Genomic DNA, 25,867 nt, shown 5'->3' on the forward strand with positions numbered 1-25,867 from the left:
CGCAAATATATTGACGAGCTTAAAATTGCGTTTAATCTATTAATAATTTTACCAATAAAAGCTATAAGCAACAGCGCTACAAAAACTTAACAATGAGATTAATGCGCTTCATCCCAGTTTTTAGCGGTACGAGCATCAACTTGCAATGGAACAGAAAGATTAACCGCAGGCATAGCGGCATTTTCCATTATATCTTTAACGACTTTAATCGTCTTATCGCTTTCATCAATAGGCAATTCGAAAATCAATTCGTCATGAACTTGCAATAACATTTTTGCACTTAAGTCATTATTGAACAATGCATCATCCATGCGGATCATCGCACGGCGGATAATATCAGCAGCAGCCCCTTGAATAGGCGCATTAATTGCAGCCCGCTCGTTAAATGCCCTAATTTGTGCCTTGGACGATTTAATCTCTGGAAAATGAGCACGGCGGCCAAAAATATCTTCGACATAACCATGATTGCGAACAAATTCCTTAGTATCTTCCATATAATTACGAATACCTGGAAAGCGCTCAAAATAAGTTTTAATATATTGCGAGGCTTCTTCTCGAGAAATGCCAAGCTGATTTGCCAAGCCAAAAGCGGATATGCCGTAAATAATGCCAAAATTAATTGCTTTGGCGCGTCTTCTCGTTTCTGAGGGCATACCATCAATAGGCACCCCAAACATTTCACTTGCTGTCATGGCATGGATATCCAAACCATCGGCGAAAGCCTTTTTCAATTGGGGAATATCAGCAACATGGGCAAGAACACGCAGTTCAATCTGGCTATAATCAGCAGAAAGCAAAACATTGCCCTCCCCTGCAATAAACGCGGTTCTAATTTGCCGACCTTCTTTGGTACGGACCGGAATATTTTGCAAATTGGGTTCTGATGATGATAACCGCCCTGTTGAGGTTGCTGCCATTGCATAATTTGTATGGACACGCCCCGTTTTTTTATTAATGAAATTAGGCAATGCGTCAGTATAGGTAGATTGCAATTTGCTTAGTTGCCGCCATTCAACAATTTTGCTCGGTAATTCATGGCCTGATAAAGCCAATTCATCTAAAACTTGCACCGAAGTAGACCATTGACCGGTTTTTGTTTTAGCGCCGCCTGGTAAGCCCATTTTATCAAAAAGAATATCACCCAATTGTTTAGGCGAACCAATATTGAATTTTTCACCAGCAAGCTTATAGATTTCGTCTTCAATTCCTGCAGCCTTTTGAGCAAATTCGCCAGAAAGCCGCGATAGAATTTGCCTATCAACCAATATGCCACGTTCTTCCATCTTGGCAAGAACGGTTACAAGCGGTTGTTCTAAACGCTGATAAACACGGGCAAGAGCATTTGCATCAACTTGCGGTTTTAAAACCTGCCAAAGGCGCAATGTAATATCGCTATCTTCGGCCGCATATTGGCTTGCTTTTTCAATATCAACTGCCGCAAAGGAAATAGCAGTTTTGCCACTACCGGTAACGTCTTTGTAGCTGATTGGTTTATGCCCAAGCCAACGCTCGGACAAAGCATCCATACCGTGAGAAAAAGCACCAGAATCAAGTACATAGGATAATAGCATGGTGTCATCAAAAGCGGTAATATCAATGCCATGTTGATGCATAACCAACCAGTCATATTTCATATTTTGCGCAATTTTTAAGACAGAACTATCTTCAAGCACTGGTTTTAACAAATCCAAAGCAATATTTTGGTCAAGCTGATTTTCAACCACACCACTATTTAAAAGATCTTTTTTGCCGCTAATATGGTTTAGCGGCACATAAGCAGATTTATTAGGCGCGAGCGCAATAGAAAACCCAACAAGCTCTGCCACCATTGGATCAAGAGCTGTTGTCTCGGTATCAAACGCCATAAAACCTTGATCTATTGCCTGATCTAACCATTGTTTCAAAATAGCTTCATCGCGAATTGTCGTATAATCTTCATAGATAATTTTTGATGAGGCAGCTTCAAGGCGTGTTTCTTCAGCCAATTGCGCGAAACTAAAAATGGGATCGCCATTCGCATTTATTGTTGTTTCAACTGGCGTTTTAGCAATTGGGTCACCAAAAAGATCGCCCTGCCCTGCACTTTTACCGTCTGTTTCATCAACATCCAAATCAGGCCCATGCGCTTTACTGCCCCATTCAATATCAAGCGTTGCAGGACTTATGGCGCTTGCATCACAATTGGTGGCTTCGGCAACACGGCGGGTTAGCGTGTTAATCTCCAAGGCTTTTAAAAAAGCAATGAGTTTAGGACCATTTTCTGCCTCTAAAAACAAACCATCAAGGTCAATATCAAGCGGAACAGTATCGCATAATTTTACCAATTCGCGCGATAAACGCGCTTGATTAGCAAATTCAATGATATTTTCACGCCGTTTTTTTTGCGGAATTTCATCAGCTTTTGCCAATAAATTATCAAGATCACCAAATTGTTCGATCAGTTGCGCCGCAGTCTTTGGCCCAATACCGGGAATACCGGGAACATTGTCGGTTGAATCGCCCATCATGGCCTGCAAATCAACCATTTTTTCAGGGCCAACACCCCATTTTTCAATAACCGCAGCCACGTCAATATGGCGATCTTTCATGCCATCATAAAGACCAACATGGTCATTAACCAGCTGCATCAAATCCTTATCTGAAGATACTATTGTAACTCGCGCACCTACGTTGCTGGCTTGTTTTGCATAAGTTGCGATAATATCGTCGGCTTCAAAACCTTCTTTTTCAATGCAAGGCAAATTAAATGCTTGGGTTGCTTGCCTAATTAACCCAAATTGTGGAATTAGCTCTTCAGGTGGCGCTGAACGATTAGCCTTATATTCTGGATAAATTTCTTTACGAAAAGTTGCCGATGAATAATCAAAAATTACGGCAAAATGTGTCGGTGCATCGCCAACCGATGTTTCACGTGAGTCACGCACTAATTTCCATAGCATATTGCAAAAACCAGCAACTGCACCGACTGGCAAACCATCACTTTTACGCGTCAAAGGCGGCAGCGCATGAAATGCGCGAAATATATATCCCGACCCATCAACGAGAAAAAGATGGCTATTTTTATCCATTATGATATCCGAAAATAGTAATTACAACGTGCATTTTTAAAGCTTTAACGTCTTTCATAGCTTAAAAACTGCCATAAAAAAACCGATTCGCTTAAGCTAATTTAAAAATATTTTTTAACCCATTGATTATAAATATTTTTTTATTTTTTTTAAAAAATTTCCTAAAACTTTTCTACTCAACAATCCCAGCAAACCTACTCACTAAAATGTTACGAATTATTAATTTAAATGCCTTTGAAATGCCACTTTTGAATTATTAAATAAAACCTATCAACCAATTAAGTTGGTATCTGGATTTTTAAGATTATTTCTTTATTTCCAGATATAGTAGAAACCGATCCCCTCTCCGGAAATCTACTATTAAAGTGCACAGATAGACCGTTGTGGTTCCCCTCACCACGACGGTCTTATTTTTTTTAAAACTATATTTTTATAATATTAATATATAAATTTCAAAACGAAATTATAAAGTATAACGTAGTACAACTACTGAAATAACGATAATAATCATTAAAATTGTTGGAACTTCATTTAAAATTCGCCAGGTTTTTTCAGACTTAGTATTCTTATCCTGGCCAAAAAGCCGGACACCACGTGATAAAACACCATGAAATGCCGAAAGCAAAATAACCGCCGTAAATTTCAAATGGAACCAACCATCATGAAATGCGCCAATCGTTAAGGCAAGCCAAAGCCCTGTAATCCAAGTAACAATCATCGCTGGATTGATGATGTAGCGCAAAAGGCGCTTTTCCATGCCTTTAAAAACTTCAGATGTTTCAGAACCAATTTTTACCCGGCAATGATTGACAAATAGACGCGGCAAATAAAGCATTCCCGCCATCCAACTAATAACAGCGATAATGTGGACAGCCTTAAACCAGAGCTGAGCCATTGGGCTTTCAATTTTTAGCAAAAGAAATAAACCAATAACAACAATCAGTAATGAAACAATTGCCCTTATCCAAATAGTTGTTTTGCTCATTGAGCTTGATTTTTCATTTTGCATTTTTTTGCCTAATTTTGAAATACACATAGTTTTACTGATTTATAAATTCTAAAAAATTGCTGAAAAAGCAAAGGAATCTAGAATAATTCTTGAGATTATAGCGAAGAAATTAGAAAATATGCAAAAATAATTCGTGACAATTCGACACAACAAAAAAAGCCAAGGAAAAATCCTCGGCTTTTTTTAAAAATAATATTTTAAATCAGTATCTTAATATAATTACAAATTTATGATTTTAAATTGCGAACGCGAGAAATCATCTGTTCAACATGGGTAATTGGCGTATTAGGTGTAATGCCATGACCAAGATTGAAAACCAATGGACCGTTACCAAGGGTTTTTAAAATTGCATCAACACCATCATCAAGAGCTTTGCCACCACAAACAAGGCGAAGTGGATCAAGATTACCTTGCACAGCAGTTGTTTTTTGAAGTTTTTTTGCAAAAGACAACGGTACACTCCAATCAAGCCCCAAGGCAGAAACCCCAGTTTTTTCAGCAAAATTTTCATAAAGTGCGCCGGCGCCACGCGGAAAACCAATAATTGGCACTTCTGGATAAACGGCTCTAATTTTTTCAACCATCAATAAAATTGGTTTTACGCACCATGCTTCAAAAGATTGCTCGTCTAAAATTCCCGCCCAAGAGTCAAAAATTTGCACCACATCCGCACCAGCAGCAATTTGATTAATCAAATATTGAGCAGAAACATCGGCAAGAATTGTCAATAGTTCTTGCATTTCTTGCGGGTTTTGATAGCCAAATTGCCGTGCAGGCGCCTGATCTGGCGTACCATGACCGGCAATCATATAGGTTGCAACGGTAAAAGGTGCTCCACAAAAACCAATAAGTGCAGTTTGATCGTTAAGTTTTTGTTTAACAAGCTTAATCGTTTCAAAAGAAGGCGCTAAGCGTGCCTGCGCTTCTTCTTTTTCAAGAGCCTTTATGCCATTAAGATCAATTGGTTCAAGAATAGGACCACGTCCTTCTTCAAATCTTAAATTTCTACCAAGGGCATGGGGAACAACTAGAATATCTGAAAAAAGAATAGCTGCATCAAATTGAAAGCGTTCAATTGGTTGTAATGTTACTTCTGCAGCAAGTTCTGGTTGGTAGCACAAATCTAGAAATGAACCCGCTTTTTTTCGTAATTCCCTATATTCAGGAAGATAACGTCCTGCCTGACGCATCATCCATAAAGGCGGTACGCTAAATGTTTCACCTTTGAGCACGCTTACCAATTTTTTTGTCATCAGGTTTTTTCCGTTTTTTTATTTTCTTAAATAAAGAATCTTTCTTAAAAGAGGATTCTTATTATTATAGTCTGTGAGTAATGTGGATTATCAAAAACCAGTCATTTTTCCACAGTTCGAACTTTCAATAGGGCTATATGTACAAATTAATCCATGCCTGTGTATATAGCTAAAAAAAAATGAAAAAAAGCTTATGAATCCAAAATATTGAGTATAGGCGCGTTTATGTGGAAATCTTGTGTCTTTTTTTTGAAAAATGCACTATAATCCACGTAAAATTAGCTAGGTGGAAAAGCTTTCAAACAGGTGATGCTATTGTGGAAGAAACTGTTGGTTATCCCCAACACTATAAGGAGTCCTCTGCGGTCATCCTCGACTCTAACATTTATCAACAGCAGGGGCATTTTTCTGTGGCTAAATCAATTTCTTACTTTCACCTTCATATGATTTCAGACGCAACAGGGGAAACTTTATTGTCTGCTGGCCGCGCAGTTTCGGCCCAATATCCCAGCCACCGGGCGATAGAGCATATTTATCCGCTCATTCGTAGCGAGTCGCAGCTGCGTGACGTGATGGGTGAAATTGATGCAGAACCTGGAATTGTGCTTTATACGGTTGTTGATGAAACGATTGCCGATGAGATTAATAAGGCCTGCCAAAAAATGGGTGTTCCTTGTGCATCCGTTTTAGATCCGGTCATTTCAACCTTTCAATCCTATTTGGGGCAGGTAAAAATGCGCCGCGCTAGCGCGCAACATGTGTTGAATGCTGATTATTTTCACCGAATTGATGCATTAAATTTCACAATGGAGCATGATGATGGTCAAATGCTTGAAAATATTGATGAAGCAGACATTATTCTTGTTGGAATTTCGCGCACGTCAAAAACACCAACTAGTATTTATCTTGCCAATCGCGGTATTAAAACTGCTAATGTTCCCTTGGTTCCGCAATTTGAAGTGCCAATACAATTATTAAAAGCCAAAAATCCGTTAATTGTAGGTTTAGTGGCATCAGTTGATCGGGTGGCAACAGTGCGCAGTGCAAGGGATCTTGATGGCGGTATCAATACGCAAGCCTATATTGATCGAATTGAAATTGCAGAAGAATTAAATTATGCGCGGCGTATTTGTAACCGGCAAAATTGGCCGCTTATTGATGTCACCCGCCGTTCAATTGAAGAAACAGCTGCTGCAATTTTGGCTTTAAGACCACGTTACCGCTAATTATTTGAAAATAAATAATAAAATAAAATATTTTTAAGCCATATAATTTAATTATTGCAACCATAAAAATACTATACTAAAAAAATCATCTTTTAGGGAAGAGAATAATTTTTTTATGAGTATGGTTTTTGAACATATTTTTACCAGGGAGCGTTCACGTTTAAAGCGTTTTGCTGCAAAAATATTGGGCAATTCGCAAGATGCTGAAGATGTTGTTCAAGATACTTATGTTAAATTATCTCATCGTGACTTATCTGAAAATGATAAAGGCTTGGTTTTTGCAACGATTAAAACCCTTGCTATTGATCAAATACGTAGACAAAAGAGACAGACACAAAATATTCACGATAGCTTAGCCACTGAACAACAATGCGAAACGATAAATCCTGAAATAATTACTTCGTCAAAAAACAATTTAAGCATATTTTTAAATGCTATTGAAAATATGCCAAAACGACGAGGGCAAATATTACTTCTATCGCGGGTTGACGGTTTATCTTATAAAAAAATTGCAAAAATGCTTGATATTTCGGAAAGCACGGTTGAAAAAGAAATGGCCGCAGCTATTGCATTTTGTCATAAATGGAAGCAGTCGCATGACTAAATATTTGTTTTTTTATCAAATTAAGTAATTATATTGGCCAATATGCAAAATACCAACCAAGACCACCAATTGAGTGACATAGAAATTGAACAAGCATCGGCTTGGTTTGCGCGCATGCAAGCGAAAAATATTGATAAAAAAACAAAAAATGCTTTTAATGCTTGGCTTAAACAAAATGAAAATAATCAGATTGCGTATGATAAGACTTTGGCACTTTGGGAAGATTTAGCGTTGCCTGCTACGGTTTTGGCTAAAACTGGTGCGTATAAACCCATTAAAAAAGCCCCCACTAAATTTTCTTTCAAATGGAGTGCTATTTCTGCTGGTCTATGTTGCTTATTAGCTGCCCTTATTTTTTGGTTTGATAATGGTTTGATTGAACGTCATTTTGCCCAATATTCTGCCGCAATTGGAAAAGTTCAAAATATTGAACTTGCTGATGGATCACATCTTTATTTAGATAGTGACAGTGCAATTAATACCAATTTTTCGCATGAAACTCGTCAAATTGAACTCATTCGTGGCAGGGTATGGTTTGATGTTGCAAGGGATGAAAATAGACCATTTATTGTTAAAACTGCTGAAGCACAAATTGAAGTTCTTGGCACAGTATTTACTGCAGAAAAAATTTCCAATGATGTCGAAGTTATTGTTGAACGCGGTAAGGTATTGGTTAAAAACAATAATAATGACCAATTGGTGTTAGAGAAAAATGATGCGGCGCATATTTCGAATAAAAATATTTTGAGAATGGAAAATATAGATCCAGATATTGCACTTTCTTGGCGTAAAGGTATGATTATCGTAAATCAAAAACCTTTACGGGATGTGGTCAATCAAATTTCGCGTTATTCTAAGGCCAAGGTAATCTTTGCCGATCAATCCTTGGGTGATTTACCCGTTACTGGCATATTCTTAACCAATGATAATCAAACAATTTTTAACAGTTTTGAGACCGTTATGGGGTTAAAAATCTATAAGGTTTCGGATCTATTGTTATTTATTTCAAAATAATTTTACGGCTTTTTATCCCTCAAATCGTTTCTTAATTGAATGACCAGTTTTGCCGCTGAAAAGTAGCAAAAGGCATGGTGATATTTAAGTGAATTTTTAACATATCAAAAATTTTTAACATTATTGCGGTTTTAAACCGCAATGAAGACATACGGGATAATGTTCACGAAAAATAAAAATTTTTGGCGCGTTAAAAACTTATGGTTTTATAGAAACATGAAGAGGGACAGGTTCGTGATTTCAAGTTTTAAGACTTTTTTATCGGTGGCGGGGGTTTCAACAATTGCTTTATTGGCAACCATGCCTTTCGTACCATCGGCTTTTGCGCAACAGACACAGCAAGGAAATATTTATAATTTTAATATTCCATCAAAGCCGTTATTATCAGCATTAAGTAGTTTTACTAACCTTACAGGAATACAAGTTATTCATGAAAATGGTGGTTCCATCCAAGGAAATTCAGTTGCGGTAAATGGTCGTCAGTCTGCGGCGGCAGCCTTATCCATGATGTTATCAAATAGTAATCTTCAATATCGTTTTATTAATGCACGAACCGTTAGCCTTTATAGTGAGCGTGCATCAGAAAACCTTTCTAATATCGGCAGTGATGAAAATAGTTTAAATCCGGTAATCATTAGTGGTGGCAGTAGTGCTATCGATATGTATATTGCCCCAAAATCAACGGTTTATGTTACTGGTGAAGATCTTGATCGTTTTGGTAGTGTGTCAGTTGCTGATAGTTTAAAAGGTATTCCAGGAGTGCAAGTTGGTGATAGCCGAAATGGTGGTGCACTTGATGTGAATATTCGTGGGTTACAAGGGCAAAGTCGTGTAGCCATCACCATTGATGGATCACAACAAGCATTAAATGTATATCGTGGCTATGCTGGTACACAACAACGCAGTTATATTGATCAAGATCTTATTAGCGATATGATTATCACAAAAGGCCCTGGGTTTAACCCTGCAACCGCTAGTGCTATTGGTGGCACAATTGAGATAAATACTTTAAAAGCAGATGATATTATTTTGCCCGGTAATAATATAGGTTTTCGATTAAAGGGTGAATTATGGAATAACGGAGTTTCTATTCCCAATCGTTCGAATAATATTTTCTCAAGTAGTGAACTCTCTCAAACTCCCGAAACATCGCGTAGTAGTATTATTAATTCAGCTGCTAAATCTGGTAGTGTTGCATTTGCTTATGCCAACGACAATTTTAGTATAGTTACGGCTTACGCAAAGCGTGAACAAGGCAATTATTTTGCCGGTAAATACGGTCGTGATAAGTATAGAATGTTTAGTGAAAGTGGAACAGAACAGGCATCGGTTGCCACTAATTATGAAGAAGGCAACGAAATTCTAAATACTTCGGTGAGTACCGAAAGTTTTCTTTTAAAAACTGGTTTTAATATTAGTGATAATCAAGCATTAGAATTAAGTTATCGCCGTTTTGATGGCAGTTTTGGCGAAATTATGCCATCTGATATTTTCCGTTTTGGTACTGGTAATATTTATCAATATCCTGAAGGAACAATGCTTATTAACAGTGCAACAGCACGTTATACTTTTAATCCTGATTCAGATTTAATTAATTTAAAAGCCAATTTATGGTGGACGGGATCTAAAAGCAGTCAGTTAAATGGTGTCAATGGGCCAACATCGCAAAAATTTATGACCGATCGCAATTGGGTTCGGATGGAAAATAAGCGTATTGGCGTTGATATATCCAATGAATCAAAATTCAACACCCAAATAGGTGAATTTGATCTAACTTTGGCGGGCGCTTATCAGCATGAAGATATTAGACCACAAAAACGAGTGGTCATTACCCAAAATGACATTTTTCAAAATCGTATTTTGCGAAATGGTGTGAGAGAAGAAACCAATATTTCCGCTAAACTTGATTATAAACCCATTGAACAATTATCAATTTGGGGCGCGGGTCGTTTTAGCTTTTATCGCTCGCGCGATAAAAATGGCTATTCTAAAGCAATTACCGAAGATCTTTACGGCAGTTGGATTTCTGTCAATAATGCATCAACTTATGGCTATATGTATTGGGTTGCTGACGAAAATGGTAATTTTACCGATGCAAATGATCCGCGTTTAAATAATGGCATTGTCTTTAAAGATACCAATAATCCATTTGATGGTATTCGCTATAATGATTATGGCGCAACCAGTACCTATGTTTATGGGCCCAGTATAACATCAACAGTAACTGGTTTTGAAATCAGTAAGCCATTGCATTTAAAAGATAATGCATTTTCTCCATCTGTTGGCTTTAATTATGAAATTGTGCCTGATACATTTGTTTATGCAAATTATACACAAGGCGTGCGCTTACCTTCACTTTTTGAAACGACCTATGGTACCAATCAACTTAGCCCAACAGATCAATTAAAGCCCGAGCGGTCAAAAAGCTTTGAAATTGGTGCATCAAGAACGGTGAATAGCTTTATTACAACTGGTGATACAGCGTCGGCAAAAATTACCTATTTCAATAATAATGTGAAGGATTTTATCACTCGTTTTTATGATCCACAATCAAATGGCATGATGTATTTTAGAAATGCGGATAATTATAAGACAAGTGGTATAGAATTTCAGTCGCATTATGATAGTGGTCGTTTCTTTGGCGATTTATCGGCAACTTATTATTTAAATACTGAAACATGTGATGCTGATTTTGCCGCCTATTTGCGTAAAACTGCTAATATTTGGCAAGAAACAGAAAATACACCCAATTGCACTAAGGGTGGTTTTATGGGCGCTTATACAAATGCGCAAAATCCACCCAAATATGCAATTAACTTATTAACCGGTATGCGCTTTTTTGATGAAAAATGGGTGATTGGCAGCCGCGTTAGCTATACATCTGGGCCAACGGCGGAAATCAAAGAGCCTTGGCAAACTTCAGCAACCACACCGCAAATTGTTTATCAACCGGTGACAGTTGTAGATATTTTCACCAGCTATAAGTTAAATAAGCATGCAAGTTTTAATACGCCAGTGCAAAATTTAACAGATTGTATTGCCTTGATCCTTTGGCGCATAGCTTTATGCCAGCACCAGGCAGAACTTTCCGCTTAGGGGTAAATGCCAAGTTTTAAATGCTTTTGCATAAAAGTGCTCAATACATTTAAAAAAGCCCTGGTCATCAATTGTGACTAGGGCTTTTTTATCAATGATAAAAAGTATCAGTTAAGTTTTTAGAACTTATAACCTGGGATACTCAATGGGTTATCGCTTAATGCTTGCCTATCTGCTGTATCAATTGCGGGTCGGTTTAAAAATGCATCAAAAAGCCCGCGCACATAGGTTTCATCCAAACCATCACCAATAATCACAAGACGTGTTTCTGCCTTATCATCTGGCCAACTATCAAGGCGTTTTGGCGGATGGAACATGCCTTGCACGCCATGAATAATTAAGGGTTGGTCTGGGCGCTTAATGGTTTGGACAATGCCCTTCATACGTAAAATACGGTCGCCTTGTGATGCACGCATTAAATCAACAAAGGCTTCAATTGCTGCATAATCGACCGGTTGATTATGGGTAAGACTAAAAGAGCGGATTTTATCGCTATGCCGGTTTACATCATGATGATGACTGTGGTCATGGTGATTATGCGCGTGGTTATGTTCGTGATTATGGGCATTATGATGGTCGTGTTGGTCTTCATCGGCAAGCCAGCGTTTGACATCAGCAGTTTTATTATCAATATCATAAATACCACTGCGGAATAAGTCGCCAATATGCTGTTCAATATCGCTGCTTAAATAAATCTCGGCGCGTGGATTGATGCTGGCGATTTTGCTTCGTAAAGCCGCTAATTGGTTTTTTCCTTCAACCATATCAGCCTTGGTTATAATAACCCTATCAGCAACGGCCAATTGCTTGACGGCTTCTTGATAATTTTCCAAGGTTTTAACCCCATTTACCGCGTCAAGGGTGGTAATAACACCATCAAGCTGTAACGCTTCAATAATGATCGGATGAGCAAGCAATATTTGTAATATCGGCGCAGGATCAGCAAGACCGGTTGTTTCAATGATGATGCGGGTTAAATGATTAATTTTACCCATTTGTAATTTATCAATTAATTCTGCTAGCGTATCAACAAGATCACCCCGAATAGTGCAGCATAGACAACCATCAGAAAGGGAAATTATCCCTTCATCTGCCTTTTCAACCAAAAGATGATCAATGCCCACTTCACCAAATTCATTGATAATGACTGCGCTGTCTTTAAGCATATTATCGCGCAATAAGGTGTTTAAAAGGGTGGTTTTACCAGATCCTAGAAAACCAGTAAGGATGGTTACAGGAATATTGCGCTTTAATTGCATGGGTCTATCCTTTTAAACGGCAACTATTTTGGGTGTTTGAACTTAGCAGATTTTTAAAAATCCGCAAATCTAACCCTCTTTCTATTTTTTCGATTATTGATCTAAAAAATCATGGCTTGTGATGATAAACGGGCAGGCAATAAAGGCGATTTAAATCAGGATCATCATTTTTTGATATAAAATATCGAAATGAATTGATGATATTTAACTGCGCAAATATTGGATAAAAATAATTTTGAGATGAAAGTGAGATTTTATTATCGCTTAAAGACTTAACTAACTGCTTTTTTCTAGAAACAAGGAAATGCGGAATATAATAATATTCTTTCTTTCTATAGTAAAAAAATGTTAGGCAGCAAAAAAAGTTGTCATAGTCTTCAGGGTTAAGATTTTCTTTGGCATGGCAATTTATTTTATCAATATAAAGGCTTGAAAATTTAATCAAAGCGGTTTCTACATCGATTTTATTTTCATTCCTTGCGCCGATGTTTATACGTTTTTTTAAGGTGGCTAGATGTGTATAGCGCGATATTAATGGAAATTCTTCAAAGCTTTCATAATCATCAATAAATATTGCAAGCTCATCAAGCTTTTCGCGCTTTAGTAATTTTTCAAAAGCATCACGCTGCAACATAAATTTTTTCCAATTAAAAATAGTGAAATCTCATAGTAGCTATGGAAGGTGGAATAATTTCATAAACTGCAAACCAATGAAAATTTTAAATATTAGAATTTTTTTTTAAAACATTGCAAAAATTTAAAATCAAACACTAAAATTTCTAAAATTTCATCATGAATGTGCGTTTAAAAATAACGGGGCTTGTTTATCCTTGCAAGTATCAACTTTGAGAGGATTATTATGGTCAAGCCGTCTTTGAAATCCATTTTTTTAGCAGCAAGCCTTGCGACAACATTTGCCTTGTCATCATTTAGTGCCAAAGCCGAGCAGCCAAGTCAAGGCGGTGTTCTTGTTTATTTAGATAAGCAAACCCATCATAATCTTTATCCGCCCTTGGGCGGAAATTATACCAATGGGGGTATTCTTAACCAGATTACCGATCGTTTAACCTGGCAAAATCCACAAACATTAGAAATTGAACCGTGGCTGGCAAAATCATGGGAAGTAAATGACGATGCCACCATTTATACGTTTCATCTGCGTGATGGGGTGACATTTTCTGATAAAACACCCGTTGATGCCGCAGCTATTGCCAAAAATTTCGATACTTACGGCCTTGGCAATAAGGACTTAAAACTATCTGTTTCGGAAGTCATTAATAATTATGATCGCAGCGAAGTGATTGATCCTTTAACGGTGCGTTTTTACTTTAAAAAACCATCGCCGGGCTTTTTACAAGGCACTTCAGTGATAGGTTCGGGCATTGTTTCACCTAAAACATTAAGTCTATCGCTTGATCAATTGGGTGATGCGACCAAAATTATTGGCTCTGGTCCATTTTTTGTCTCACGTGAAACATTAGGCAAAGAACTGGTTCTTAAAGTGCGTGAAGATTATAATTGGGCGCCAGAAAAATTTGCTCATCAAGGCCGAGCCTATCTAGATGAATTAAAATATCTTACCATTCCAGAAGATAATGTTCGTATTGGTGCGCTTATTGCCAAGCAGGCCAATTTTGTTAGACAATTGCAAGCCTATGATGAAGATCGCGTGAGTAAAGCGGGTAATATTGTTTATTCAGCAGGTACGCGCGGGGTTAACAACTCGCTTACATTTCGCCCTGATAATCCCATTGTTGCCGACATAAAAGTGCGTGAAGCCTTGCGCTTTGCTACTAATCGCGAAGAAATTGTCAAAAACCTCTATTCTAAAAATTATCCTCTTGCTACTTCATTGGTCGCCCATGATGCCTTTGGCTATTCCGATCAAAGTGCAAAGCTTAAATATGACAGCGCCCGCGCTGCCGCCCTGCTAGATGAAGCCGGTTGGAAGCTTGGTAGTGATGGCATTCGTAGCAAGGATGGTGAGCAACTTATTTTAACCGCGTCAGAAGCCTTGCAGCAACCGCAAAGTAAAGCGATGTTGCAGCTTATTGCCCAGCAATGGCGTAAGATTGGTGTTATTTTAAATATTAAGAATTACGATGGTTCATCAACATTGATCGATAATCTTAATCCAGAAAAAACTCCGGTGATCCCTCATATGGTTGGCCGCGCCGATGCCGATGTGGTTAAAAGCCTGTTTTATCCACTTAACCGCGATGCACTTTTGCAAAAAGGTGGTTTGAGCGACAAGGTTAAGAGCTTCCGCGATGATAAGCTTAATACTTATCTTGAAGATGTCGCAACACAAAGTGACCCGCAAAAGCGTAATGTCTTGTTAATCGAGGCGACCGATTACATTATTGATCAAGCCTATGCTATTCCAATTTTTGAAGAACCACAGGTTTATGGTGGTGCTCCAAACGTTAAAGGTATCGCGTTTGAAGCGGTTGGTCGCCCGTATTTTTATAATACATGGATTGAAAAATAAATTAGAAATATGAAGCGGTTCAATAGCTTATTACCTTATCTATAATAAAACCGCTTCTCTTTTTACAAAATGCTCTTGCCAGTTTAAGGAAAGAATATCATGCTGCGTTATAGTCTTAATCGGCTGGGTCAGGCACTCATTGTTTTATGGGCTGCATTTACCGCATCTTTTATCCTTTTGCAGGTTATGCCGGGCGATGCAGCATTGCTTAAATTTTTAAATCCTGAATATGGGTTAAACGCACAGCAGATTGAAGAATTGCGCGGCCGTTATGGCTTTGATCAGCCAGTCTTTTTGCAATATTTAAAAAGCCTTAGTAATTTTCTTCATGGTGATCTTGGTTTTTCCATTCAAGCTGGTGTGCCAGTTACAGAGCAATTGGTCGTTAATTTGCCGCCAACATTGCAATTGGCTGGCTTTGCTTTTCTTGCGGCAATTATATTGGCATTTTTGCTCACTCTTTTATCGAGCTTTTCTCCATTTGCGTGGTTAAAGAATTTATTTCTATCATTGCCAAGCCTTTTTCTTGCGGTTCCGCTTTTTTGGATTGGCATTATCATGGTGCAGGTTTTTTCCTTTGAATTAGGCTGGATTTCGGTTATTGCCCCCGGGCCAATTGAAGGGTTGATTTTACCAATTGCAACGCTTGCCATTCCCATTTCTGCCCCTATGGCGCAAATATTAATGCGCGCTATGGATGAAATTGAAACCCGTCCCTTTATTATGGTTTTACAAGCGAAGGGGGCAAGCAAATGGCGAATTTTTTGGCAGCATGGTTTGCGCAATGCCGCTTTGCCAACCTTAACTGTTGCTGGCTTGCTGTTTGGTGAATTAATCAGCGGTGCGGTCGTAACTGAAACAGTTTTTGGCCTAAGTGGAATTGGCAAAATGACAGAACAGGCGGTGCGCTCGCAAGATGTTACTGTCTTGCAAGCAATTGTTGTTATTTCCGCCCTTGCTTTTGTAACGATCAATTTATTGATTGACCTATCATTCCCGTTCATTGATCCGCGCCTTAAAAAAAGTCAAGGAAAAGCCGCATGAGTGGTCACGATAAAGTTTTAAAGCTGTCATTTTTGCGCCAACCAATTGGTCTTTTACTAGCCATTCTTATTCTTGTTTTGGCTTTGGCTTTTATTGTTTTTCCCTCGCTTTTTACTGGCTATAATCCAATTGTTGAAAGTGGCCCACAACTTGCACCCCCAAGCGCCGATCATTGGTTTGGTACCGATGATTTAAGCCGTGATTTATATGCACGTATTATTTATGGGGCGGTCTATTCCATTTCAGGCGCTTTGGCAGCGGTCGCTTTTGGTTTTGTTATTGGTGGTTTGCTTGGTCTTATATCAGGCTCGGTAGGTGGTAAAACAGACACTATTATTATGCGGTTTATTGATGTTTTATTAGCAATTCCATCACTGCTATTATCGCTTAGTCTCATTACTTTAATGGGCTTTGGTACGCTGCAAGTGGCGATTGCCGTTGGTGTTACATCGGTTGCTGGTTTTGCCCGCCTTAGCCGTGCCGAGGTTTCGCGTATTCGTCATGCCGAATATGTGGAAGCTGCCTTTGGTTCTGGTGGTAAATTTTTGCAGGTGATCTATCGTCATATTTTGCCCAATGCGCTTTATACGGTGGTTGGCTATGCGGCGTTGCAGTTTGGTCATGCTTTGCTGCAAATCGCAACCCTTGGCTTTCTTGGTTATAGCGTGCAATCACCGACGCCTGAATGGGGATTGATTATTGCTGAGGGTAGAAATTATGTTGCGACCGCATGGTGGCTTACCATCATTCCCGGGCTATTTATTATTGCGGTGGTTTTGGCCGCCAACCGCGTTAGCCGCGCCCTTACCCAGTGGAGGCCATGATGACCAACTTGCTTCTTGATGTGCAAAATCTTTCCATCGCCTATCGTGATAAAAACAACTGGCGCCGTGTTACCCATGATGTATCCTTTAGTATGAAGGCAGGCGAATCCTTGGTTCTTGTTGGGGAATCGGGTTCAGGTAAAACCACAACCGCCCAAGCAATTTTAGGTCTATTGCCTAATAATGCGCGTATTGATCATGGGTCAATTACACTTAACAATGCCCAAATTAGCGATTGGTCAGCGCGGCGATTGCGTAACCTGCACGGTAAGGTGATTAGCTTAATTCCGCAAGATCCGTCTTCGTCACTTGATCCATTAATGACGATTGGTCAGCAAATTGGCGAAATATTTAAAATTCATAAAGCGGTCGCCAAAGCAGAAATCAAGGAAAGAGTAATTGATTTACTACATCAGGTTGGGCTTAGCGATCCGCAACGGCGATTTGATCAATATCCGCATGAATTATCAGGCGGCATGCGTCAGCGTGTGTTGATTGCTATTGCTATTGCATTAAAACCGCAGCTTATTATTGCTGATGAGCCGACATCAGCGCTTGATGTTACGGTACAAAGACGTATTCTTGATTTGATTGATGATATTCGCCAAGATTTTGGCTCAAGTTTGTTAATGGTAACCCATGATCTTGGTGTTGCAAGCGACCGTGCTGATCGCATTATCGTCATGCAAAATGGTGCCATTCAAGAAAGTGGTGATAGCCGCGCGATTTTATCCAATCCGCAATCAAGTTACACCAAAAAACTGGTTGCTAATGATCCGTCTTTAACCGTGCCGCCGATCCGCCAACTCGATTTGGTTGATCGTGATATATTGGTTGAGTTGCGTCATATTGATATTGATTATGGTGGACGGCAAACCTATCGTGCTATTGATGATCTCTCATTTAGTGTGCAGCGCGGTACAACCCATGCAATTGTTGGTGAATCTGGTTCGGGTAAAACTAGCACTATTCGAGCTTTATGTGGATTTTTAAAACCAACAAGTGGCGAAATCATTATTGATGGCACCGATATGACCGGCTTAAAAGGCGAAGAATTACGCCAATTTCGCCGCCATATTCAACTTGTTTATCAAAATCCTTATGGCTCGCTTGATCCGCAATATACGATTGGCAAAATTATCGAGGAACCCTTACTCAATTTTCAACCTGTGAGTAAAGCAGAACGGCGCGCGCGTGTGTTGGATTTGTTGGCTGAGGTGGAGTTACCACAAGATTTTATTGATCGCCGCCCCCATGCGCTTTCTGGCGGACAGCGTCAAAGGGTAGCAATTGCCCGCGCGCTTATTTTAAGACCAGATATTTTGGTTTTAGATGAAGCCGTTTCAGCCCTTGATGTTACGGTGCAAGCACAAATATTGACCCTGCTTGAGCGGCTTCAAAAAGAAGCAAATTTGACCTATATTTTTGTAAGCCATGATCTTTCAGTTGTGCGTAAAATATCTGATACAGTTACCGTTTTGCAAAATGGACGTGTCGTTGAAAGTGGCTGTGTTGAAGATATTTTCACTCACCCTTCGCAAAATTATACCAAAGAGCTTATTGCAGCAATTCCGGGCAAGGCTAATGCTTTGCATAAATCGGTGCTTTCTGCCCAATTATAAATGACATAGATTTTGAAATTTAAAGGTTTGCTATGACAAATGTAAATGATTTTTTTAAAAAACGAAAACTTGGCTTTTTTACCCGTTTATTAGATGATGTTGACGCAAAACAACGCTATGCCTTGGCGCAACAACAAATTATCCATGCTGAAAAATTTGGCTTTCACACTGCTTGGGTGGCGCAGCACCATTTTCATCCCGATGAAGGTGGCTTGCCCTCCCCTGTTGCTTTCTTGGCAAATTTAGCCGCTAAAACTAATAAAATTCGCCTTGGCACAGGTGTTATCACCTTGCCGATGGAAAATCCGATAAGAGTTGCAGAAGATACTGCCGTTTTGGATTTATTATCTGATGGGCGCTTAGAGCTTGGCTTTGGCACTGGTGGCACGCGCGAGTCTTTTGAAGCCTTTGGCGTTGATCCGGATAATCGCGGCGAAGTATATGCAAATCACCTTAAAGTTTTACGCGCTGCCTTTAACGGTGAAGATCTTTACAAAGGCAATCATCTTTATCCAACTGCACCGCATTTATTAAATCGTTTTTGGATGGCGACATTTTCAAGCTTTGGCGGTAAACTTGCCGGTGAAGCAAGTGATGGGTTGATGTTATCGCGCACCCAACCACGCCCAAAAGACAATAGTGATGCGAGCCTTGATGCCTTGCAAAACCCGATTATTGATGCCTATTTGGCTGCATTGCCAAAAGGTAAAATACCGCGCATTATGGCATCGCGCAGCCTTTTTGTATCAACGGATCGCCAGCGAGCATTAAGCCTTGCTGAAGTTGGCCTACGTCGTGCGGCTGAGCGTTTTGAAAAAGCGGGGCAACCAGCTCGCGGACATAGCCTTGAAGAATTGATAGCTTCTTTTGATTTGCATGTCGGCACGCCTGACGAGGTGATTGCATCTTTGCAAAAGGATACAACTTTGTTGCGGGCAACAGATGTTGTCTTCCAAGTCCATTCGGTAGAGCCACCGCATGAAGATATTCTAAAATCGATTGAGCTTACCGCCCAAGAGGTTGCACCGGCGCTTGGTCTTTCACTTAATCATTAAGTATCACAATAAAAATGCGAAATTGATTAGGTATTTTATTTCAATATGTTTTCGATAAAGGGTTGATTTGATGGCTGATAGTGATGTTATTGATAAAATGGTTGGGCAAAAACTTGCGCTGCGGCAACGCCGACCAATTACGGTTACTCAAACCCAAAAAAGCTATGAAGCTTTGTTTGAAAATAAAGATAATGCTAGTTTTTCTATAGCCGATCGTTTTGCTGTAGCAGCTTTTATTGCACTTTTACACCAAGTGGATGAAGCTGCTCAGTTTTACCTTGAACAATTATTAAAAATTGATGCCAAAAAGGCAGATTTTGTTCAACAAGCGGCAAAAACCGGCTTAACTACGGGTCCTTATGGGCATTATCCTGTTGGTCCTTTAAGTCGTGAAGATGAAGATGGGCTTTTATGGCGGGCTGATGATAGTTTGCGCAGTTCTCTTGGTGATAAGTTAATTGCCGGATTTGAGCATGGTCATTTATTGGTCTTTCATCCGCGTGATAGTGCGAAAAATGATATTGATAAGCTTGTTAATGCTGGTTGGTCTAATGATGATATTGTGACGCTTTCCCAGCTTATTGCTTTTCTTAGCTATCAAATTCGCCTTGTCGTTGGTTTGAAAGTTTTAGCCAATAAACCGCAATCTGTGCAAAAGCGATAAGGGAGGCATATGATGAGCAATAACGCTGCTAATAACGTATTACAAAATAATGCGCCAAATGTTTTTTCTCGCGATTTTTTTGATTGGTTACCTTGGTTATTACCCATTCTTGAGGCTGAACTGAGCGAGCGGCAAAGAACAGCTCTTGTTGATAGTGCAAGGGCAAAATCTGAATATTTTACCCTTTTAGCGCGTGATCCAGATATTTTGGAAGCACGCACCTTAGCAGATAAGGACATTTTTTATAATACTAAGGATGGATTACCAAGGGCAGAACGTGAATTGGCAGCCACCGCAACATCACGTTTTAATGGCTGTATTTATTGTGCCTCAGTTCATGCTCGCCATGCTGCACAATATTCCAAACGTATTGATGATGTTGATAATTTGTTAAAAAATGGCGTTAATGTAGATTTGCAACCGCGTTGGAATGCCATTACTGCAGCAGCTATTGCCCTTACCCAGACACCGCCACATTTTAATCAAAGCCATGTTGATGCTTTGCATGATGCTGGGCTTAATGATGATGAAATTGGTGATGTTATTCATGCCGCTAGTTTTTTTAACTGGGCAAATCGTTTGATGCTATCGCTTGGTGAACCGCAAATCATCAAGGCAGAGTAATTGCGTCATGATCTAAAAATTGCTGCATAATTTGTTTATGCACTAACAAACAAAATTGGGCACTTGGCAATTCATAAAAACAACCAAAAATGCCCAATTAAAAATAAAGGTTTTAACCTAGAATACTAAACCTATGCGCCTTCATCTTCAGGATTTAACAAACGGTGAAGATGCACAACATAATAGCGTTGCAATGCATTATCAACTGTGGCTTGTGCTTTGGCTTTCCATGCCACTTGTGCTGAAGCATAATCTGGGTAAATGCCGACAATATCAAGCTTATCAAGATCGCGAAATTCGCTACTGTCAACACTCTTTAACTCGCCACCAAAAACAAGGTGTAGAAGCTGTTTTTTTTCAGCTGTTGCGGGCATTATAGTCTCCTTGAATTTTAATAATTTTAAAGTGCAATAACATTGGGTAAAACTACTTTAAAACCGCTTTATTTCGTATATTTGAATTATAATAATGATGATTAATCTTTTAACGCTTTATGTACAATATCTAAAGCTATTTTAAAATTTTTTGCTGATGCGGCAATCAAAATACCGTGACAAAATGGTTCTTTTCCATAAATGAGTGGCTTTTGCTGCCTGTTAAGCAAAGCACCACCTGCACATTCAACAATGATATCGGCAGCGGCAATATCCCAATCATGGGCATTGGGGCGCACCAAAACCATATCAACCTTGCCACTGGCAAAAAGGGCTAATCTATAAGCAAGTGACGACACATTGGCTTTAAAAATATAGTCTTGGTGCAGTTCTGGTGTAATATTTTTCATCCATGAACCAGCGCATGAAATAACAGGGCGGCGCAAATACTCATCATTGGCAATGGCTAAAACCATATCATTATTATACGCTTTGCCATTAATGGGGGCGATAAAATGCTCGCCAGTTACCGGGCAATGCAGGACGCCGCAAATTGGACGCCCATTTTCAATAATCGCAATAGAAATGCACCAGTTATTTTGGCCTTCGATAAAACCACGCGTGCCATCAATGGGATCAACCACAAAGAAACGTTGATATTGCTGGGCGGGGCGTTCATCGGCTGTTTCTTCAGATATCCAACCATATTGCGGACGCGCTTTTAGCAAAGCCTCTTTCAAATAGCGATCAACCGCAAAATCAGCTTCTGTTACCGGAGAGTTACCCTCCTTATGCCAAATTTGGGGATTTTGTTTAAAAAAGCTCATAGCGATGTGACCAGCTTGACGCGCCACATCGCTTATCAGTCTTAAATCATCGTTTATTGCTTGATGTCTTAAGCTATTACTTTCCGGCAAGAGTCATTCCTTCAATCAATAGGCTTGGAGATGCAATGCCATAACGGCGGTCAAGATCGTCTGCCGCTTGCATATGAGCAAACATATGTAAAAGGTTGGAGCCCAAAGTTACTTCACTCACTGGATAGGTAATCTCACCATTTTCAATCCAAAAGCCCGATGCACCACGACTATATTGGCCAGTTACCAGATCGACACCATGACCAACCAATTCGGTGACGTAAAAACCGCTTTTAAGTGACTTTATCATATCCTCGCGGCTGGTATCACCGCTTTCAATAGTAAAGTTAGTGGATGCCGGCGCAACGCTATTGGATGAGCGTACGCCATGGCCATTGGTTGTTAAGCCAAGCTCCATTGCGGCAGAGGTGGATAAGAGCCAATTTTGCAAAACACCATCTTTAACGATTTCCAGCATTTGTCCTTCAACGCCTTCCCCATCAAACGGGCGGGACGAGCTGCCCCGCACTTTGAGCGGATTATCAGTGATAGTGATGCCTTGCGGCATGATGGCTTGCCCCATTTTCTCACGCAATAGGCTGGTTTTTCTAGCAACTGATGCACCATTAACTGCACTAGCAATATGGGCGGCAATACCGCGCGCCATGCGTGGATCAAAAATCACATCGACTGTGCCAGTCTTTGCCCGTTGCGCGCCAAGGCGGGCAACAGTACGCTCACCTGCTCTTTGTCCGATATGATGGCTATGATCAAGGTCTGCAAAGTGCAGTGCCGTACTATAATCATAATCGCGTTCCATTGCTGTGCCAGTGCCGGCAACAACGCTGCAAGAGCGCGAAAATCGCGAACTCATATAATGGCCGCAAAAACCATCACTTGTCACCAATACCATGCCGCCTGCCCCACATGCTGCCCCTGCACCGCCAGAATTGCTGACGCCCTTTACAGCTAATGCGGCTTCTTCCATTGCAAGCGCTTCATGGGTTAAAGCTGCACTATCTAAATCTGTTGCATCAAATAAATCAAGATCACGTGGCTTATGCTGCAAAAGTTTAGGATCAGCCAAACCTTCAAAAGGGTTTTCAGGAGATACTTTTGCCATAGCAACGGCGCGAATTGCCAAAGCTTGAGGATCGGATTGAGAATTAGCCGAAATAGTTGCAACTTTTTTGCCCAAAAAAACGCGTAATGAGAAATCATCACTCTCTGAACTATCGGTCGATTCAACTTTGCCAAGCCGCACACTAACTTGCCGTGAGCGTGAGCGGATAACCACAGCATCAGCCGCATCGGCACCAGCCTTTTTTGCTGCCTCAACCAAGGCGGATGCCTTATCGATTAAACCTTGTGCATCACCACTCATAAAAGCTCTCCATCATCCAATCTTTATTACCCTATTCTATTAGAGCAATTCGCAAATTGTGTGAAGCACCTTTTTTGGGTTAAAATAAATGGTGATGCTTAATCAACGCCTGACCTTAGCTTTAATCTTTTTTCCAAGCTAAGAGCCGCAGCGCATTTAAGGTTACTAGCAAAGTTGCACCGGTGTCAGCAAAAATGGCTAGCCATAAATCGGTAAACCAGAATAAAGTAGCAAGCAAAAATACAATTTTTAACCCCAGCGCAATGGCAACATTTTGGTGAATGTTACGCATCGTAGCTTTGGCCATTTTTATTAAGGTTACAACATCGCTAACACGGTTGCGTAAAATAGCAGCGTCTGCCGTTTCTAGTGCAACATCGGTGCCAGAGCCCATGGCAATGCCAGTATCAGCCAAGGCAAGCGCTGGTGCATCATTAATGCCATCGCCCACCATTGCAGTTAAACCTTTGGTTTTTAAATCGGCAATAATTTTCGATTTCGTTTCCGGTAGCAACTCGCTATAGGCTTCTATCCCAAGCTCTTGGCTAATAGCATTTGCTGTCCGGGTATTGTCACCGGTTAGCATAAGTGGCTTTATCTTCAGCTGCTTTAAGGCGGTCATTGCCGATTTTGCGTCTTTTCTTGGTTCATCTCGCATTGCAATAATGCCAATGACTGCATTTTGTTCAACAAGTACGATTGTTGTATTGCCTTTTTCTTCTAACTTGGTAATTTCAGCTTCAACCAATGGCGTTAGGGCGGCATAATTCTTGGCAAAGCGTGGTGCGCCAAGAAACAGTGTTTTGCCATTATAATTGGCAGTTAAGCCTTTGCCTTGCAATGTGCTTACATTGCTTAAATCACATGGCTTTATATCATGCTCTGCTGCATAAGTGACAATGGCTTGCGCAAGCGGGTGGCTTGATATACTTTCCATGGCGCTTGCGATACTAACTATATTGCCCACGTTTTCATCAAGCGCATTATTATTGACTGCAAATACTTTGCTAAGGATTGGCGTGCCATTGGTGAGCGTACCAGTTTTATCAAAGGCAATAATGCTTGTTTTGGCAAGCGTTTCTAACACTTGCCCGCCTTTAATCAATAATCCGCGTTTGGTACCACTTGCTAAAGCCGATGCAATTGAGGCTGGAACGGAAATAACCAAAGCGCATGGGCAGCCAATCAATAAGAGAGCAAGCGCTTTATAAATCCATTTTTGCCAATCACCATCAAACAATAGCGGTGGTATCAATGCTGTGAGTAAGGCGATTCCAACGATAATCGGCATATAATAGCGGGCAAAATTATCAATAAAGCGCTCGGTTGGAGCTTTTGCTTCTTGGGCATTTTCAACCAGTTCAATAATGCGGGCAATGGTATTATCGCTAGCGTTTTTTAGCACTTTAATGCGCATGGCATCACCAAGATTAATCGAGCCGGCAAAAACACTATCGCCTTGCTCTTTGGTCTTTGGCATTGATTCACCGGTTATCGGTGCTTCATTTACGCTTGATATACCATCAAGAACCACGCCATCGGCAGCAATGCTATCACCGGTGCGGGCAATAATAATATCGTTAATTTTCAAAGCATCAACGGATGTTTCAATAAGCCCTTCTTTTGTTTCAATAAACGCAGTTTTAGGGGCAAGGTCATGCAATGCTTTGATGCCCGCGCGGGCACGCCCTGCCGCAACCCCTTCTAATAATTCGCCAATCAAAAAAAGTACAATGACAATGGCGGCTTCCTCCGCAGCATTGATAAAAATTGCACCAATAGCGGCGATGGTAATCAACATCTCAATGGTGAAAAAACTACCTGTGCGTATGGCGGCAAAGGCGCGGCTTGCAACTGGATAAAGGGAAATTAGGCTTGCAGCCATGAAAGCTGGCGCAGCCCATTGCGGTTTAATAAAACTAATAATATAGGCAAGTATGACAAGGCTAAGCGCTGAAAACACCATGCGTGCTTTAGCTGTTTGCCACCAAACAACGTCATCTGTTTTATTTGGTTGCTTTTGGTCATTTAGCGGCTTTGCACTATAACCAAGGCTAGCAATTGTCTTTTCGATTTGTTGTGGGGTGGTTTTGCTTTCATCTATTTGCAAAGACAAGGTTTCGCGCATTAATGATACACGGACATTATCAACGCCTTGCATATTTTTCATTGCATTGGTGATTTTTACTGTGCAGGCAGCACAATCCATACCTTTAATCGCCCAAACTATATCACCTTGTTGGGGTATATTTTCGTCACCTTCAATAAGCGCGATCTCTTGGTCATGGTGATGATTATGATCGTGGTGATGATTATGGTCATGCTTTTGATCGTCTACACTTTGCCCTTTTTGCGTAAATTCATTGTTTGACATGGTATAAGCTCCAATTTTTTAGCCT

At 40.1% G+C, this 25,867-nt stretch carries 20 protein-coding genes; 11 read left to right on the forward strand and 9 right to left on the reverse strand.

All coding sequences use genetic code 11. The features are described from left to right. Nucleotides 1–98 precede the first annotated feature (98 nt). The 3 genes from polA to hemE form a co-directional block, all read right to left on the reverse strand. A complete protein-coding gene (gene polA / locus N6A79_RS13415) occupies nucleotides 99–3,068 on the reverse strand; it encodes a DNA polymerase I (protein WP_268546326.1) in 2,970 nt (989 codons plus the stop codon). A gap of 463 nt (nucleotides 3,069–3,531) precedes the next feature. Further along, nucleotides 3,532–4,053, reverse strand: a complete 522-nt coding sequence (gene hemJ, locus N6A79_RS13420) for a protoporphyrinogen oxidase HemJ (RefSeq protein WP_442784286.1) — start codon at nucleotides 4,051–4,053, stop codon at nucleotides 3,532–3,534. Between the two features lie 251 nt (nucleotides 4,054–4,304). Beyond that, complete coding sequence (gene hemE / locus N6A79_RS13425; protein ID WP_268546328.1) at nucleotides 4,305–5,330, reverse strand: uroporphyrinogen decarboxylase; 1,026 nt, start codon at nucleotides 5,328–5,330, stop codon at nucleotides 4,305–4,307. Between the two features lie 410 nt (nucleotides 5,331–5,740). Here hemE and N6A79_RS13430 point away from each other — a divergent pair, with 410 nt between their 5' ends. From N6A79_RS13430 to N6A79_RS13445, 4 genes are all read left to right on the forward strand, one after another. Continuing rightward, nucleotides 5,741–6,556 (forward strand): pyruvate, water dikinase regulatory protein, encoded by an 816-nt coding sequence (locus N6A79_RS13430; RefSeq protein ID WP_268546329.1) that lies wholly within the window; start codon nucleotides 5,741–5,743, stop codon nucleotides 6,554–6,556. A gap of 115 nt (nucleotides 6,557–6,671) precedes the next feature. Beyond that, nucleotides 6,672–7,160 (forward strand): RNA polymerase sigma factor, encoded by a 489-nt coding sequence (locus N6A79_RS13435; RefSeq protein WP_268546330.1) that lies wholly within the window; start codon nucleotides 6,672–6,674, stop codon nucleotides 7,158–7,160. 42 nt (nucleotides 7,161–7,202) lie between these two features. Beyond that, nucleotides 7,203–8,174, forward strand: coding sequence for a FecR family protein (locus tag N6A79_RS13440; RefSeq protein ID WP_268546331.1), 972 nt, complete (start codon nucleotides 7,203–7,205; stop codon nucleotides 8,172–8,174). A gap of 234 nt (nucleotides 8,175–8,408) precedes the next feature. Then, nucleotides 8,409–11,270: a TonB-dependent receptor gene (locus N6A79_RS13445; RefSeq protein ID WP_268546333.1), complete on the forward strand. Its 2,862-nt coding sequence runs from the start codon at nucleotides 8,409–8,411 to the stop codon at nucleotides 11,268–11,270. Between the two features lie 119 nt (nucleotides 11,271–11,389). On the opposite strand, the gene N6A79_RS13450 is transcribed toward N6A79_RS13445, so the two are convergent. Then, on the reverse strand, nucleotides 11,390–12,529 hold the full coding sequence (locus N6A79_RS13450) for a CobW family GTP-binding protein (protein ID WP_268546334.1): 1,140 nt from the start codon (nucleotides 12,527–12,529) through the stop codon (nucleotides 11,390–11,392). 109 nt (nucleotides 12,530–12,638) lie between these two features. Further along, entirely contained in the window at nucleotides 12,639–13,163 is a 525-nt protein-coding gene (locus N6A79_RS13455; protein ID WP_268546336.1) for an Imm15 family immunity protein, read from the reverse strand. A gap of 225 nt (nucleotides 13,164–13,388) precedes the next feature. Between N6A79_RS13455 and N6A79_RS13460 the strand changes: the two genes are divergently transcribed. The 7 genes from N6A79_RS13460 (at nucleotide 13,389) to N6A79_RS13490 (ending at nucleotide 20,853) form a co-directional block, all read left to right on the forward strand. After that, nucleotides 13,389–15,020, forward strand: coding sequence for a TIGR04028 family ABC transporter substrate-binding protein (locus N6A79_RS13460; protein ID WP_268546337.1), 1,632 nt, complete (start codon nucleotides 13,389–13,391; stop codon nucleotides 15,018–15,020). Between the two features lie 99 nt (nucleotides 15,021–15,119). Further along, nucleotides 15,120–16,064: an ABC transporter permease gene (locus N6A79_RS13465; RefSeq protein WP_268546338.1), complete on the forward strand. Its 945-nt coding sequence runs from the start codon at nucleotides 15,120–15,122 to the stop codon at nucleotides 16,062–16,064. Continuing rightward, nucleotides 16,061–16,888: an ABC transporter permease gene (locus N6A79_RS13470; protein ID WP_268546339.1), complete on the forward strand. Its 828-nt coding sequence runs from the start codon at nucleotides 16,061–16,063 to the stop codon at nucleotides 16,886–16,888. Before N6A79_RS13465 ends, N6A79_RS13470 begins: the two co-directional genes overlap by 4 nt. Then, on the forward strand, nucleotides 16,888–18,510 hold the full coding sequence (locus N6A79_RS13475) for a dipeptide ABC transporter ATP-binding protein (protein ID WP_268547598.1): 1,623 nt from the start codon (nucleotides 16,888–16,890) through the stop codon (nucleotides 18,508–18,510). The genes N6A79_RS13470 and N6A79_RS13475 overlap by 1 nt, the downstream gene beginning before the upstream one ends. Before the next feature lie 32 nt (nucleotides 18,511–18,542). Next, nucleotides 18,543–19,565 carry a putative FMN-dependent luciferase-like monooxygenase gene (locus N6A79_RS13480; RefSeq protein ID WP_268546340.1) on the forward strand — a complete coding sequence of 341 codons (1,023 nt, stop codon included), beginning with the start codon at nucleotides 18,543–18,545 and terminating at the stop codon, nucleotides 19,563–19,565. 70 nt (nucleotides 19,566–19,635) lie between these two features. After that, a complete protein-coding gene (locus tag N6A79_RS13485) occupies nucleotides 19,636–20,229 on the forward strand; it encodes a CMD domain protein (protein WP_268546341.1) in 594 nt (197 codons plus the stop codon). Nucleotides 20,230–20,241: 12 nt separating this feature from the next. Continuing rightward, a complete protein-coding gene (locus tag N6A79_RS13490) occupies nucleotides 20,242–20,853 on the forward strand; it encodes an alkylhydroperoxidase domain protein (protein ID WP_268547599.1) in 612 nt (203 codons plus the stop codon). Between the two features lie 131 nt (nucleotides 20,854–20,984). On the opposite strand, the gene N6A79_RS13495 is transcribed toward N6A79_RS13490, so the two are convergent. The 4 genes from N6A79_RS13495 to N6A79_RS13510 all read right to left on the reverse strand — a co-directional run bounded on the left by N6A79_RS13495 (nucleotide 20,985) and on the right by N6A79_RS13510 (nucleotide 25,842). Further along, nucleotides 20,985–21,227 carry a DUF4170 domain-containing protein gene (locus N6A79_RS13495; protein ID WP_262079102.1) on the reverse strand — a complete coding sequence of 81 codons (243 nt, stop codon included), beginning with the start codon at nucleotides 21,225–21,227 and terminating at the stop codon, nucleotides 20,985–20,987. Between the two features lie 101 nt (nucleotides 21,228–21,328). After that, nucleotides 21,329–22,144, reverse strand: coding sequence for a 3'(2'),5'-bisphosphate nucleotidase CysQ (locus N6A79_RS13500; RefSeq protein ID WP_268546343.1), 816 nt, complete (start codon nucleotides 22,142–22,144; stop codon nucleotides 21,329–21,331). Beyond that, complete coding sequence (locus N6A79_RS13505; RefSeq protein ID WP_268546344.1) at nucleotides 22,131–23,468, reverse strand: TldD/PmbA family protein; 1,338 nt, start codon at nucleotides 23,466–23,468, stop codon at nucleotides 22,131–22,133. Before N6A79_RS13505 ends, N6A79_RS13500 begins: the two co-directional genes overlap by 14 nt. Before the next feature lie 121 nt (nucleotides 23,469–23,589). Further along, on the reverse strand, nucleotides 23,590–25,842 hold the full coding sequence (locus N6A79_RS13510; protein ID WP_268546345.1) for a heavy metal translocating P-type ATPase: 2,253 nt from the start codon (nucleotides 25,840–25,842) through the stop codon (nucleotides 23,590–23,592). Nucleotides 25,843–25,867: the final 25 nt, after the last annotated feature.

This window comes from Bartonella sp. HY761, assembly GCF_026743145.1.
Taxonomy (GTDB): domain Bacteria; phylum Pseudomonadota; class Alphaproteobacteria; order Rhizobiales; family Rhizobiaceae; genus HY038.